Origin of the sequence: Novipirellula caenicola, from assembly GCF_039545035.1 — a bacterium.
GTDB lineage: Bacteria > Planctomycetota > Planctomycetia > Pirellulales > Pirellulaceae > Novipirellula > Novipirellula caenicola.
In genome coordinates, this window is sequence record NZ_BAABRO010000014.1 from 136,811 (window position 1) to 151,638 (window position 14,828).

The 14,828-nt window shown below is 55.9% G+C and carries 9 protein-coding genes; 3 read left to right on the forward strand and 6 right to left on the reverse strand.

Annotated features, from left to right (window positions below; genetic code table 11):
• The first annotated feature begins 34 nt into the window (after window positions 1-34).
• From ABEA92_RS23165 to ABEA92_RS23175, 3 genes are read left to right on the forward strand one after another with little or no spacing between them, the layout of a single operon-like run.
• Window positions 35-2,272: a DUF1549 domain-containing protein gene (locus tag ABEA92_RS23165; protein WP_345686677.1), complete on the forward strand. Its 2,238-nt coding sequence runs from the start codon at window positions 35-37 to the stop codon at window positions 2,270-2,272.
• Window positions 2,273-2,282: 10 nt separating this feature from the next.
• Entirely contained in the window at window positions 2,283-3,626 is a 1,344-nt protein-coding gene (locus tag ABEA92_RS23170; protein WP_345686679.1) for a DUF1501 domain-containing protein, read from the forward strand.
• Complete coding sequence (locus ABEA92_RS23175; protein WP_345686681.1) at window positions 3,626-5,398, forward strand: serine protease; 1,773 nt, start codon at window positions 3,626-3,628, stop codon at window positions 5,396-5,398. The genes ABEA92_RS23170 and ABEA92_RS23175 overlap by 1 nt, the downstream gene beginning before the upstream one ends.
• A gap of 162 nt (window positions 5,399-5,560) precedes the next feature.
• Here the strand turns inward: ABEA92_RS23175 and ABEA92_RS23180 are convergent, their stop codons facing one another.
• From ABEA92_RS23180 to ABEA92_RS23205, 6 genes are all read right to left on the reverse strand, one after another.
• The gene (locus ABEA92_RS23180) at window positions 5,561-5,719 is read right to left on the reverse strand and encodes a hypothetical protein (protein ID WP_345686683.1); all 159 of its coding nucleotides are present in this window, start codon (window positions 5,717-5,719) and stop codon (window positions 5,561-5,563) included.
• A gap of 56 nt (window positions 5,720-5,775) precedes the next feature.
• Window positions 5,776-6,798, reverse strand: a complete 1,023-nt coding sequence (locus tag ABEA92_RS23185; protein WP_345686685.1) for a DUF1559 family PulG-like putative transporter — start codon at window positions 6,796-6,798, stop codon at window positions 5,776-5,778.
• A gap of 751 nt (window positions 6,799-7,549) precedes the next feature.
• Entirely contained in the window at window positions 7,550-7,726 is a 177-nt protein-coding gene (locus tag ABEA92_RS23190) for a hypothetical protein (RefSeq protein ID WP_345686687.1), read from the reverse strand.
• Between the two features lie 152 nt (window positions 7,727-7,878).
• Complete coding sequence (locus ABEA92_RS23195; RefSeq protein ID WP_345686689.1) at window positions 7,879-9,054, reverse strand: DUF1559 family PulG-like putative transporter; 1,176 nt, start codon at window positions 9,052-9,054, stop codon at window positions 7,879-7,881.
• A 275-nt stretch (window positions 9,055-9,329) separates the two neighbouring features.
• Complete coding sequence (locus ABEA92_RS23200) at window positions 9,330-11,411, reverse strand: DUF1583 domain-containing protein (protein ID WP_345686691.1); 2,082 nt, start codon at window positions 11,409-11,411, stop codon at window positions 9,330-9,332.
• Window positions 11,408-14,767 (reverse strand): DUF1583 domain-containing protein, encoded by a 3,360-nt coding sequence (locus ABEA92_RS23205; protein ID WP_345686693.1) that lies wholly within the window; start codon window positions 14,765-14,767, stop codon window positions 11,408-11,410. The genes ABEA92_RS23200 and ABEA92_RS23205 overlap by 4 nt, the downstream gene beginning before the upstream one ends.
• Window positions 14,768-14,828 lie beyond the last annotated feature (61 nt).

Consider the following 14,828-nt stretch of genomic DNA (forward strand, 5'->3'; position numbering starts at 1 on the left):
ATTTCCTTCAGACCGATTTTTCTCGCCTACCGTCATGCAAACCGTTTTTCAACATTGCTGTCTCTTGATTTGGATCGCGTGTTGCGTTGCGATCGCGACTGCGCCCACGTTTGCGGCCGATCAAGCGGTTAGCTTCGAACTGGATATCCAACCGATACTGACCGCTCAAGCTTGTAATTCGGGCGCGTGCCACGGTAAACAGCGTGGCCAAAACGGGTTTCAGCTGTCGCTGTTGGGGTTTGATCCCGAGTTCGACCACGCCGCGGTCAGCCGTGATGCACGCGGCCGACGTATTTTTCCCGCCTCGCCCGAGAACAGTCTGCTGCTGCTCAAAGCGACTGCGGAATTGCCGCACGGGGGTGGACGCAAACTCGAGCGAGGTTCCGACGACTATCAAACCTTGGTGCAGTGGATTCGGCAGGGAGCACCACGCCGCGTCGACGGTGAGCCGACACTCGTTAAAGTCACGCTCGAGCGAGATTCGTTTTCGCTTACCCCGTCGCAGGCCGAATCGCTAAAGGTTACCGCCCATTACAGCGACGATTCGACACGCGACGTCACACGGCTAGCGACTTATTTGTCCAACGACGACGCGGTGGTTTCGGTCGACGCAACCGGCGTCATCCAAGCTGGTTCGCTGCCAGGCGAAACGGCGGTGATGGCACGTTACATGAACCATATCGAAGTCGCCAACGTGGTAATCCCACAAACCGAACCGCTGCCGCCTGCGGTGTTTGAATCGCTGCCGCGAAATGGATTCATTGACGAATTGGTCTATGAAAAGCTGCAGACGCTGGGGATCGAGCCATCGCCGAGCGTCGAGGATCATGTTTTCTTGCGACGCGTCAGCCTGGATCTGATTGGTCGGTTGCCGACGGTCGAAGAGACGCGAGCGTTTCTTGATGGCAGTGAAAGCGAAACCCCGGCACAACGGCGAGCCAAGCTGGTCGATCAATTGCTCGAGCGACCTGAATTTGCGGATCACTGGGCCGTATTCTGGGCCGATCTACTGCGTCCGAATCCCTACCGCGTCGGTATCAAGGCGGTGATGAACTACGACAACTGGATCCGGCAACAATTTCGCGACGAGGTGCCCTATGACACCTTTGTTCGTCAATTGGTGACCGCCAAAGGAAGCACGTGGCAAAACGGAGCCGCCACCCTGTATCGTGATCGTCGCAGCCCCGATGAGGTTGCAACGATGGTCAGCCAATTGTTCCTGGGCATCCGATTGGACTGTGCCAAATGCCACCACCATCCGTTTGAACGATGGAGCCAACAAGATTTCTACCAGTTCGCTGCCTACTTCTCCAAAGTGGGCTACAAGGGCACCGGACTGTCGCCGCCGATCTCCGGTGGCGAAGAGGTGGTGTTTACCTCGAGCAAAGGCACGGTGTCGCACCCGCTGACCGGCGAAACGATGACGCCGACGCCGCTATTCGAGATCGCGGAGGTGGAAGGTGATGATCCGGTCGCAGAGAATCACGGCGACCCGACCGATCCTCGCGATGCGCTCGCAAAATGGATGACGTCCACCGACAATGACTTCTTTGCCCAAGTCCACGTCAATCGCACTTGGGGAATCCTGATGGGGCGAGGGCTTGTCGAACCGGTCGACGATCTACGCACCACCAATCCGGCGACCAATCCGAAGCTGTTGAGTGCATTGGCCAACGATTTTCAAGCTTCAGGTTACGATTTCAAACATCTGCTCAAAACGATCACGTTGTCGCAAGTCTATCTGCACAGCTCCGAACCGACGGCGTCCAATGTCGCCGATCGGTTAAATTATTCACGTCACTACCGTCGCCGACTGCGAGCCGAAGTGTTGGCCGATGCCGTGGCCGATGTGACCCAAACAACCGAATCGTTCCAGGCGATGCCGCCCGATTCGCGTGCCAACCAAGTTTGGACAACGCGAGTCAATTCGATCTTTCTCGATACCTTCGGCCGCCCCAACGAAAATCAAGATCCGCCGTGCGAACGGACGCCCGATTCGACCGTCACCCAAGCACTGCATTTGATGAACTCACAACAGCTAGACACGCGTGTTCGTTCGGACAAAGGTCGCGCGGCGGAATTGGCTGCGAGTGAAAAGTCACCCGAGCAAATTGTCGACGAGTTGTACTTGGCGATCTTCACGCGATATCCGACAACGGACGAACGCGACTACGCGGTTGAGCTAGTCACCTCGGCCGAGAATCGACGCAGCGTGATCGAAGACCTGATGTGGGCGATGCTCAATTCCCCAGAATTCTCAATCTTGAACTAGGTACGGATACATGAATCGAAACCACCATCGTAATTGTGACGGGATTACCCGCCGCGACGGGTTGAAACTTGGTCTGCACGGCTTGATCGCCGGTGGATTGGCCGGGGCGCTGCGAGCAACCTCGGCTCATGCGTCGGAAACGCCTGCGTCGCTATTAAAAAGACAAGCCGACGCGTGCATCCTGATTTGGATGGATGGCGGCCCGAGTCACTACGAGACGTTTGATCCGAAACCCGACGCACCGATCGAGATTCGAGGGAAATACGAACCGATTGCAACGCAAACCCCTGGCATCCATTTTTCCGAGCCGATGAAACGGCTGGCGGCGATCTCGGATGACTTGGCGATTGTTCGCTCGATCCGGCACGATCAAGGCAATCACGGTGCCGGTAACCACTACATGATGACCGGAGCTCCACCGCGAATTCCGGTGGGCTGCGGTGCGTTTGTCAGCTTTCATCCCAGTTTGGGAAGCGTCGTTTCGCACCAAGTCGGTGCCCCCGATGGCATTCCAGCCTACTTTTCGATCCCCAGCATGTCGCGTTCGGGAGGACCGAATTTTCTCGGCGCCAAACACGCTCCATTTGTCGTTCCCGACAATCCGAACAGCTCGTCGTTCCAAGTCCGCGATGTGACGATCCCGAGCGGGTTAACCGATCAACGATTCGCATCGCGTCAAGACATTCGCAATCAGATCGACAAGCTGAAACGGATCAAAGACGCAGCCGCGGGGGATCCCGTGATGGCCGCCGACGAATTTTATGTCCAAGGCATGGAATTGGTTAGCAGCCCCCAATCGCAAGCCGCCTTTGACATCCATTCCGAACCCGATAAAGTGCGTGACGCCTACGGCCGCAACACCTTTGGCCAGCAAGCATTATTGGCACGCCGTCTGGTCAGCGCCGGGGTCCCCTTTGTCACCTTAGTGCAAGGCGGTTGGGATCATCATACCGATCTGTTTGACGCCTACGATAAAAAGATGCCGTCGTTCGAAGCGACCATCGCGGCACTTGTGTCCGATTTGAAGGACCGTGGCATGCTGGAGCGGACGCTCGTGATCGCCTTGGGCGAGTTCGGACGGACGCCAAAGATCAATGACCGCGGCGGCCGCGATCACTGGTCCAACGCGATGAGCGTCATGTTTGCTGGCGGAGGAACCTCGGGCGGCCAAGTTATCGGCGCCACCGATCGTCATGGCTATGCGGCGGTCGAGCGTGTACTTTCGCCCGAAAATTTTGTCTCAACGGTTTATCGCAAACTCGGGATCGATGCCGGGCAAATGTTGCACTCCCCCGAAGGCCGACCGGTGCACTTGGTCAGCGACGCCACACCGATCTCGGAATTGATGAGCTGATGCGAATCGAATTGAACTCACGCCCTTCCGTCGCCTCTGCCCGTAGCGGCAGGACGCAAGCCCTCCGGTCGTTCGCATCTCGTTTGCATGTTTCCGCACGCTTCAAACCGGACGGCTTGCGCCGTACCGCTAAAGGATCGATCATTGCCACCGTTTCGGTCCTGCTCTGGTTGGCCGTTCCTACGCTCGCATCGGCCCAAGTGCAACTCGATCGCTTCTATCCTCCGGTCGTCTCGGTCGGAAATACGACGACTGTCAAAGCCGAAGGCAAATTTCCGAAGTGGCCCGTCAAAGCCGTCCTGGATCGTGACGACGTTGAGGTGATCATCGAAAAGGATTCGGGACAACTCAGTGTCAAGTTGCCCGCGGACGCCGCCCCCGGGATCGCTTGGATTCGGCTGTTCGACGATGCCTCTGCTTCGAAGCTTGTTCCGTTGTTGATTGAGTCCGCAGCGGCGATCGAAGAGGTCGAACCGAACCAAAAGATTGCCGAAGCCACCCCGATCTCGCTTCCCGCAGTTGCCTATGGACGACTCGCCAAATCCAACGAGATTGACACCTTTCGCGTCCAGCTAAAACAGGGGCAAACGTTTGTCGCAACCACGTTTGCGAATCGGCCGCTCGGGTCACCGATGGACGCGGTGATGCAGTTGGTAGACGAACACGGTAACGTGATGGCTCAAGCCGATGATGATCGCGGAATCGACCCGCAACTGGTCTACGAGCCCGAGGAGGACCGCGAGTTGTGGGTGCGGATCTTTGCCTTTCCCGAGGTCCCCACCGGAACGATCGGTTACGCTGGTTCGGCTTCATTTGTCTACAGCATTCGGATGACCCAGGACGCTTACGTCGACCATGTGTTACCGCTTGTGTTGCCCGTGAATGCCGTCGCTTCCGACACCACCCCGTTCGGATGGAACCTGCCGCCCAAATACGATCTGCATCATTCTTTGGTGACCGACCATTCGCCTCGGATCGCTCATCTTGCTGCGTCACTTGGTTGGCAGTGGCAAACGTCACTGCCGCATGATGCCGTTGTCGTTTCCGAATCCAAGGACAGTGGTTTTGCGATTGCTGCATCGTTGCCGTGCGTCTTTTCCGGACACATGAGCGAAGCGAACGATGTTGATCGCCTGCGTTTACAAGCGGAGCCCGCCAAGCGGTATCGAGCAGAACTCCACTCGCGAGCGTTTGATTTGCCGCTCGATTCACAACTGCGTGTGATCCATGTCGCCGACGGCAGCGAGCTGGCCCGCAACGATGACGTCTCGCGAGGGCAATACGACTCGGTGGTCGAGTTCACGGCAAAGGAGGCCAGCGAATTAGAGCTGCAAGTATCGGATCTGGTCGATGGGCACAGTGCTCGTCACGCCTACAGCGTTGTGATCAGCGAAGTGTTACCGGCCGTGGATTTGACGGTCGGCGAAGATCACTTTGCGACCGGCAAAGAAGGGATCGTGGAGATTCCAGTGGCGATTGCTAGGAAGCATGGTTTTAGCCAAGAATTGACGATCAGCGCCGAGGGGCTGCCAGAAGGGATCAAGGCCGAGTCGGTCGTCTCGGAGAGTAAAGGCGACTCGTCAAAGTCGGTGAAATTGAAACTCGTCGCCGACAAAACCACCAGCTTTCAGGGCCCTTTTCGCATCACCGCCCGTCCGACGGCTGATGCCGACAAAACGGCTGAAGCCATCACGTACACCGCAATTCACTCACTGCGAGACGTGGTCACCACCCAAAGCCTCTGGTTAACCGTCCCCGCAGCCAAACAATAAGACAAGGTTGCAAAAAATGCGGCGGTCGCAACCAGAGAGGCAGGGCTTTCAATTTTGACAAGCCATCGCAACGCTCGCCAAAAGGCAGAACATTGGCAAAATCACGAAGCGATGAGAGGCTGTAACCACGGAGTTTAATCCGTGGTTACAGCTGACCGGTCGCTACTGATTCGCTTCGGCGTCATCAATCGATTTGTCTTCGATTGCGATTGCTTCGCGAGTTTGAGAGTCCAGTGCCGGCGGCGTGGGCGGCGCGTCGCTGCCACAACCAACGGTCACGGTGCAGGCTGCCAGTAGGACGAGAATCGAATATCGTTTCATGGGGAAGTCTTCGCTTTATTGATTGGTATGAAGAATTGGTGGTCGGGAATGTTGAATTACTCGAGCTCAACAATTTCACCGTCGTCGCTAACGCTCAGCCGACGGAACAGTTCACCGTCGACCGATTCACCGACAAACCGGACCGATCCATCCGCCAAGCAAAAGTTCGTGCCGCCGGGGTGAGAGGAACCGAAGAACGGGTGCCATTGACCCCAGACAACGCCACCTTTGTCCGTGACGGTGGTCCAAGACGATCCATCCTTGTGAGTTGCTTCCTGATCGCTGATCGGCGTGATCCCGTAGCGAGTTCCGTCGGCCAATTCACCGGCACCAAAGCGAATGACGTCTTCGTCCCAACCGGCGTTGTTCCAACGCTCGTTGTCGCCCCCTTCGCTGCCGAACGAATCGCGATGCAGCGCCTTTTCGCCAATCATGATCGTGTTAGAGGATCCATCACGAATCTGTTCAATGCGGATCTTGCCACGATCGGTTTGCATGATCACGCCATCGAGTCCGCTGCTCGCTTTGTCGCGTACGCTGCCGGGTCCTCGGGTGCCGGCATTACCAGCATAGTCGACGCGATAAAAGCTGCCGCTGCCGTATGAGGTCGAGTTGCGGCGTGAGGGACACGTGTAAATCGGCGAAGTCGCTTGCGCCACGAGATCTTCTTTGGCGTTGTAGCCGCTATCGCCGACGTCAGGGTCGTCCGATTGACTGGCCAACTGATACACATTGTCGGCTTCGATGTAGGCCAGAATCGAGTAGGACCAACTCCAACCGGCATGCGTCTGTGATCGGCAGCAATCTTCCAGTGGATCGGGGACGCGATGGTCGCCGTCACGTCCACCGCCTGGCAAGTGCCCTCGCGTGTCCTGGAAATTATGACACGCCAAACCAATTTGCCGCAGCTTGTTTTGACACTGCATACGGCGGGCGGCTTCACGAGCGGCCTGCACGGCGGGCAAAAGCAACCCTACCAATACGCCGATGATCGCAATCACCACGAGTAATTCGACCAACGTGAATCCGTTCTTTCGAATGGCATCCGAGGGACGCATTCGAGTGATCTCCACATTCATTCTTTGTCCTTTATTCTCTAATTCGATGTTCTGTAACCACAATGGGATGCAAGGTCGCCATGCCGAGGACGACCAAGTGGCGAGAAGGTAGAACACGAAGATGAAGAGCAGCTAAAGGATTGTTTAAGAATCGTGAAGTGACCGAAGCCAGCGAGCGGTCGATGGTCACAAGGTGCCGGCAAGTGCCGTTGGAGCGGCGATAACGTGATCGCCAGTCGCGTTGGATTGCAGAAGAAGGCGAGCAATCTTTTGGGGGTGGACTTTGCACCCAGCATGCGGCGGCAAGAAGAGAATTAGCGAGGGGGCTGTCTAACAAGTTTGTCGCAGATGCCTTCAACGGCTTGTAGTGTTTATCCAACTGCAAAACGTAACAGTGAGCCGTGGGGCGTAATGCACCGGATGGCGTCTGGGATCCGGCCGCTGACGCGTTTCGGCTCAGTAGATCAACAAGCCGCCGGCGACTTGCCGATTTAGCCGTACGACGGACTTCCTAGTCCGTCCAGTACACCATTGGCGGACTAGGAAGTCCATCCTATATCCGTTGCCGCAGGAAACTTCGCTAACTCAACAAGCCGTTGACGAGTTTCACTGCGAGTTCGTTTGCAGCGTGGCGTTTTTGTCGATAGCTGCGATTAGAACGTCGTCAAACGGGGACGCGTGGCGATGACGGGTAACGCAAGAGCGGTGTTACCCGGTGCGGCCGAACGTTGTCGACCGCACTGAAGAAAAGAAAAGATAAGAGTTGTGGCGTCTACTCGTCCATCGACGCTTCGGATTCCGCTTGCAACCGAGCCTCGTTGGCTTCGTATTCGGCGATCGCGGCGGCATCGGCGTCATCGGTGACATTGACCGGTTTGGGGTCAGAACAACCGAGGCTTAGCGATAGGGACCCAAGCAGCACGAGTGCGAATGAGAGAGAGCGTTTCAATTTAGTATTCCTTTGGTGTAATGAAATCGGAGTGGATGGAAAGCCGGTCGGCTTTGGGGAGATGCCGACCGGCTTGATAGAGACAACGTGATCCCCGAAGCCGCACCGCGAACAAGTGATATCACGGCGCGACGCTTGGGAAGACAGTCGACCTAGATTTCTTGGTCGATGATTTCTTTATTAGCACGCGTGCCAAGTGCCCCCCAAAGTCCATAAGGACTTTCGGATCCAGGTGCTTGAGCTCCGGTGCCATTTTTCCAAACCATGCCAGCGGTCGAATTGCCCGCTTCGATCGAATCCGTGATGAACTTCACGCCTCCATCGCCCATCAAGACGTGGCTTCCGCCTTGATGCTGGCTCGACGTGCTGCCGATCACATTCAAATCGTCGCCGTTATGTCGTGAGCAGATTTCACTGTTCGGTGGCAAGATGGTAGTGAAGCCGGTGAAGATCGTTTTTGCGTCGGCCCAGCGATAACCACGAGCACGTGATTCACGACTGGCTTTGATCCAGTAGCGAGGACGATCGGTTTCGATCTTGACCGCACATGCCTTGGGATTGTCGCGAATCGTTCTCATCGTAGCGTTGTTGTTGCCGGCACTAAAACTAGGCAATACCGAGCGGATATCACGGTCGCCCAAATAGGTCGCGATTTCGCCTGCAGCGATCGTGTTGGACAATCCATCAAGCACATCGCGGAACCGACCCTTGTCAAACGGTTTGAAGAACCCACGATGAGCGACACGGGCAGTGGCAGCACGCGATCGAGGCCCATCGATTTTTCGTTTGTTGGCCCACGGTCCATACGCGGTTTCATCGCAGGAATCTCCGATGCAAGCGGCATAGTTGGATCGGCCTAGCGAAGGCAAACCTTGGCCAGGGTCGCTCGGACAACGGAATCCTGGGATATCGGTGGCCCAAGGTTCGTAATTGATGTTCTGTGGCGTCGGCCCCATTGCGTTCCATGTTCCGCCTACGTTGCTGGGATTAGAAATTTGCTCCCACAACGCTTGCTGTTCAATGAACGGCAGAATGCCTACTAACATGCTAAGCTGGCGGTTGTTCACCACTGCGGAACTTCGCCACCAATCGATCCCAGGATCCGGCGCTACCGTGCCGGTGCCATGCGTGGGCATTTGTTTGTAAGCGGAATGGTAATTGTGGATCGCCAGCCCAATTTGCTTGAAATTGTTGCTGCAGCTCATTCGTCGTGCCGCTTCACGAGCCGCTTGAACTGCTGGCAACAAAAGTCCGACTAAGACTCCGATAATTGCGATAACAACTAGCAGCTCGACGAGTGTGAATCCATGACTTGATCTACGTTGCATAACGTTCACCTGTCCCTTGAAAAGAAGATTAGAAAGAAAAGAGTGTAGACCCCCATTATAGCGGTCCGGCGTCACCTGTCATTAATGTAATGCGTCATGCCGTTAACGATATGCGACGTCGCGTTTGACGCCATTGCAGCCTGCAAACCTGCTGTTTTCGTTGCCTTTAGGTCCTTTTTTCTCGCAGTGGGGGTGGCGGGGTACCGCCGCGGGCGTGTCGTTTCACCCCGGAATGCCACGAAAGCGATGCCTTGGAAACAACAAAAGCGGGGCGTCTAAGGCCGCGATCGAAGGGGCCGTTCCACCGTGTCCAATGGGTCGGTGGCAAAATCGCTGGGAAGGGTTTCTGGCCAATCCCCTGTCAGTAACACGTTTCGCACTCGCGAGGTCTCGGTGCGTTCCGATCGGTAGAGTCCGATTTGTGGGGCAACGTCGAAATCGTCAGCACGCTGATAAATCAGTTCATCATTCAGGGTGATATGACACTTGCCACCGAATCGTTTGATGGTAACGACGTTCCATTGATTCTCCTTTAGCGGCAACGTTCGGGGGCCACGGCGATTCAGTGGTTCAATCGCCGCGTTATCGCTTTGCAAACCAGTCCATTCGGTTTCGCCACTGGTGATCCAGCGGACTCGAACTCCACCGGACTCAAGCAGATACGCGAGTCTTCCGATCGCCGGATGCACGATCGTTCCATCGCCGTTGTACATAAATTCGTACTGGACCTTTTCGCCCTCGAGCAGCGGCCGCTGGTATTGAAGCAGTCCTGGCTTGCGGGCGGCCGCATCATCTTCTTGTTTCGCCGCGTGAAGCTCACCCGAGTGCAACTGCCAATCAAAACCGGATGTCGTTTCCTGTTCCGTTTCAGCCGCAGCTCGAAACGGGGGCTGGGTCTCGGCAAAAAAGCCCGACTGCCAACCTCGCAGCTGGTCGCCAGACGTCAGCCGTACCTCTCGAGGAATCGTCGGCGTTCCGTGAATTTGGATGTTTCGGAACACCGGCCGTTTGGTCCCCGAGCTTCTTAATCCAATCCATGGACTTGATCCGACCGCCGCGTCGTCGAACCAAACCGGGTGAAAGTTGGACTCGAATTTGGCGCCGTCATCGGACGAATGAATCGACACATGATTAAATACAGGCTGCACGTCGTAGCGAGCGAAGGGCGATGGCCGAATCAGGGGATGATCCGAGTCCGCATCCCAAATCTGCAATGTGTCCTTGCGGCCAAGAGCTTGAAATTGCAGGCCGCCATAAACCAATCCGCCATCAGTACCGATCGCCCCGCCTTCCTGCGTCTCACAAACAAATTCAAATTCACCGACAAGCGGAAAACGAAACAACAATACGTCGGTGTTCCCGCCGGCGAGATGCAAAAGGTGGTGTTCGTGTGAGAGCCACACGCCGCTGGGTTGTCCACGCTGAATATCGGTCGACGATCGGACTGTCGCGGGCACCCAATACTTCAACCGGTTCTCAAACAACACTTCGGGGCTCGATTGCCCACGGTAAACTTGGACTGCGGTGGCGTGTGCGATCCTCAGGAACGGCCGCAACGCGATTGCATCCGCTTGACCACCCCGGTCCACCAAGTGGTCCAATAAAGCTTCGGCGAACGGTTGCAGCTCGGGGTGTAACAATGCGGCGGAGGCAATCGCAGCATGCGGTATCGCATCGGGCGACAAATCACCAGCTGACGCCGGATCGTCGGCAACGTGCGTTTGCAGATAGCTTTTGACACGATCCAGGTCGCCTCGGCTGCCCGCGACGTAAGCGAGCATCAGCAGTTCGGTCGCGCCGGCGACGTCGGCTGTTTCCAATTCTTCGAGCGTCGATCGCAATCGAGCCAATCGGCCCACCTCATCAGCCGCTTGTACGAGCATCCACCCACTGCAAAAGAAACCTCGGACCGGTCCCACCGATGCGATTGCGAACGTCGATTCTACAGGACGTTGGCCCAGTGATCGGCCAAACACCCTCGGCGGTGCGTCGGCCGGCACGGGAACCGCCAATAGACGAAGGTGTTTCCGGTCCTCTGAAGGCAGCGTCCACTTTTCCAGCCGATCGAATTGTTCATCGGCACTCAGTTGAGCAAGTGAACGGTTCACACCCGCGGCAGCCGACGGCAAGCTGCTGTAGGCAAGGTCACGGAAAGTCAGTGGCTGATCCACAAGCTCACCAAGCGACTCGAGAGCTTGATCAAGATCACGCTCGGTCAGTTGCCGCAATATCACTGTCGAATCGGCGGGGATCGTTTGAGCACTCACAAACGAATGTGACCAGCATGTGAGGAATCCGGTCACGACTACGATCGGCAACAGATGTGCGGCGGATAGGGAAAGCTTGATGATCATCATTGGAACAGTCCGCGAACGGATTCGAATAATCGGGTAGGAAGCGATTTGGTAGGGGGGACAGTAGGGCGTGGCTTGGTCGTGCTCGGAACGGAATTTGCGACTGGGGCAAGCGAAAGCCGCGTCAGCTGATTCGCCTTCACATCAAGCGACTTGACCAACATTTGTGACTTGCGATCCGAGCCTCCTGTATGCAGCATCAGTCGAACGCCAAAAGGATTCAGCGGCACGTCGGGGGCGCTTGTCATCCCGATCAAATATTCATGTTTTTTGGATTCAACCCCTGCATAGAAATAGATTTTCTTGCCACGTCGTAGCAGTCTTAGGTAGTCGGGCGTCGAAATCCCCAAACTGCCAAGTCGGTTATAGCTGTATCCCTGAGCGTTTCGGGTCCGGGATTGCGCCTGACTGACCGTCCCGCCGCGAGGCGATTTGACCAGCATCGCGTTGAATTGCGTGCGATCCGCATCCGAAGTCTCCACTTGCAGATAGATTTGCGTGTAGTCGCCTTCTTGGGGGACCGCCAGCTCATTCGGCTCAAAGGCAAACGTGATATCGAAATCGCCCTGGATGATGTGTTTCAGTGAGATCCCGGCACTGGTCCAATGATCCGTGCCCGGCGAATCGACCAGGACACCGCCTGTGGATTGATTCCAATCGTGCAGATTGCCCCAGGTATGGAAATCGTTTTCGTCTAACGGCGTGTTTCGAAAGTCGCAGTGGAACGAGTCGGGAAGTTGTTCACGTTGTTCGTTGAACTTCGCCAACATTGCATCAGCGGACGCGGTCGCCAAACCGCTTAAACGCTCGGCTCGGATCTCGATCTTGGTAAACCGAACGCGTGAATACCCACCTGCACCCTGAATCTGCACTCCAAATTGAATGCCGAGATCCTGCAGATCCTCGCCAGAAAAATCATTTTCGCCAATCAGCTGGAACTGCGTTGAATCATTTTCGGCATGCAGGTAATGGATTTTGTTTTCGCGGCGACATATGCGAATGCGGCCTGCGCTCGCTTCGGTCGGATAACGCCCAAAATAGTGTCGACGATCCTCTCCGTTGATCGTTTGCATCTTCATGCATTGGACCGAGAACGTACCGTCGCGGCCTTGCGTGCACTGGACTGCGGCGACATCGCGTTCCTCGTTTTTTGCTCGCACGTACACTTGAACGCTGGCGACTTTTCCCGCGTCGGATTTGTATTCGAATTGGTCATAGGACAACACGACATCAAAATCGCCGCCAACATCCACCGCCGCACCGAGCAGCGTTCCGCTATATCCTTCTTGTCCGTCCCGCAGTAGTCGCACACCATCGTCGGATGACTGAACATCGGTACTGGCGTTCCCGGTAACCACAGTGAACTTGCGTTCGAGAATCGACTGCGCGTTAATCTCTTGGACAAATAGCTCCGGTAATTCTTCGGCTGTCCGATCAAGTTCTGCGTTGGCATAAACAGCTAGCTCTTGTGCGTCCAGTTCAGGTATTTGCTTCGGCCAGTCACCGGTCCAGTGTGGGTTTCGCACTCGCAAATCCGATCGATCTGCGTAATGAAAAAGCCCAAACCTTCGCTGCAAACGATCTGATTGCAGCGTCGATTCGTAGACGAGTTCGGCGTTTAGCAGCAAACGCAGCTGGTCCCCGGCAACTTCGACCCGCATTTTGTTCCATGAGTTCGCGAGTAACGAAAGCGTTGGCTGATCGTGCGAAACCTCGCTTGCATTGTCGCTTCGCAACGATGATCGTTCGTAGCGTCCGTCGGTCAATCGATGCAGCCTTACGCCTTGCTCGCCAAGCAAGTAACAATTCCGCCCCACCGCTGGATGCGCGATCGTTTCCCCCGGCGTGTACCAGAATTCGTATTCAATCGAACCATCTTCGATCATGGGGCGGCTATAGACCAGCAGCCGCTCGGCACTGCTTCCCGGTGGCAGTTCGATCGCGCGAGCGTCCGTGATCTCCGTAGCCGCGTTGCCGGACTGCTGCCTAGGGACGCTTCCCTTCCAATCGGTCAATCGATGGGTTGCGGCCGTTACGGTACTGAAGTAGTCGTACCACTGGGTCAACTCAGGTGAAGTCACCAGCGGTATGGACTCGGGGACGGTGGGCGATCCGGTAATCCTCAGATCATCGACGCCCCCATGCGTATTGTAGGGACTGCGAATGGCGATCCAGGGATCACGACGCGACGGCAACGGTTGCACGTGAATCGGTCGAGCATTGAAGTGAGTGGTGGCCTCGGTTTCTCGCACCGTTGTACGAACATGAATCGTTCCGCGACCATGAGTGTCCTGCATGGGCGGATCGATAGCGAAGCGTTTCAATTCGCCGGAAATGTTTCCGATTGCATAGTGGCGATGATCGTAAATCAGCCCTGTCCATTGTCCGGCAATCATCAATTGCGTGTCGCGATAGCCGAACCCAGTGACATCGGTTTCAATGTCGAAATGACCTTGCAGTGGCGACGCAAAAAACAGAAAGTCGTCGCTGTGGCTGGACAGCTTCCGCGCGGACCCAGCGGTCAGGTGCCAGTTGGCTGCGGGGTAGCCATAACCATGCTCCATCGCCGAACTGCGGCTGACGGGGTGCCACTGAGTCGCGTCGAGCTTGCCTGCGTATAAAACACTTGCATGCGGTACGGTTTCGCTCTGTTGCGATTGCTCGACCAATTTGGCAAACGCGGCCTCCAGATGACGATGCCATGCAGTTCGATGAATGTCTTTGACATAATGCTGGATCACCATTTGAACCGGATCGATGACGATCGCACTTAATTCCGGTGATCGGCCTGCTTGATCGGCGCATAATAAAATCGCTTGCCGCGACTCGTTTAGCAACTCGGGATCCGAAAGCGCCTGCGAGAAGAGTTTCTCTAACAAATCGCTGGCCAACGCGATGTTACCTTCCTCGATGGCCAGCAGCGCGACTAGCGCCGTTTGATTGCACTGGTTACGGGGCGAGTCAATGCGACATTGAGTGATCGCCGTACGAGTCGCATCGATTTTCTCGAGCTCGTTGGCCAGACGTAGCCACATAATGGCTGGCGAGACAATCCGACCGCCCGACTGCGTGGACGATGCCGCTTCACTGGTGTTGTCAGGTGCAACATAGTCACTGGTCACTCGGAAATGCGAATGCTGATCGTTAGGTAGAACCCATTCGGTCAAAAGTTCAAATGCATGCTGCCGTGGCAAGCTGCGAGCTCGATCACATATCAGCATTCCGCTTTCGGGGATGTGTTGTTCCGCAAATAACGCATCGGTCGCGCGGCCATCGGATTTTTGCGGTAATGCTTCCGCGGTAGGTTCTGCGGCTTGTCCGTACCCTGACGTGACGAACCCCATCAGGATTAAGAACAATCTGATTGCTCCGCTGTGAGAACGATCGCAGTGATTTTCGATAGTGGTGCAATTGCGATTC

Excerpts from the sequence above, each read along its gene's own strand:
- ABEA92_RS23165 (WP_345686677.1), top strand. The coding sequence starts at position 35 with ATGCAAACCGTTTTTCAACATTGCTGTCTCTTGATTTGGATCGCGTGT.
- ABEA92_RS23170 (WP_345686679.1), top strand. The coding sequence starts at position 2,283 with ATGAATCGAAACCACCATCGTAATTGTGACGGGATTACCCGCCGCGAC.
- ABEA92_RS23175 (WP_345686681.1), top strand. The coding sequence starts at position 3,626 with ATGCGAATCGAATTGAACTCACGCCCTTCCGTCGCCTCTGCCCGTAGC.
- ABEA92_RS23180 (WP_345686683.1), bottom strand. The coding sequence starts at position 5,719 with ATGAAACGATATTCGATTCTCGTCCTACTGGCAGCCTGCACCGTGACC.
- ABEA92_RS23185 (WP_345686685.1), bottom strand. The coding sequence starts at position 6,798 with ATGAATGTGGAGATCACTCGAATGCGTCCCTCGGATGCCATTCGAAAG.
- ABEA92_RS23195 (WP_345686689.1), bottom strand. The coding sequence starts at position 9,054 with ATGCAACGTAGATCAAGTCATGGATTCACACTCGTCGAGCTGCTAGTT.
- ABEA92_RS23200 (WP_345686691.1), bottom strand. The coding sequence starts at position 11,411 with ATGATGATCATCAAGCTTTCCCTATCCGCCGCACATCTGTTGCCGATC.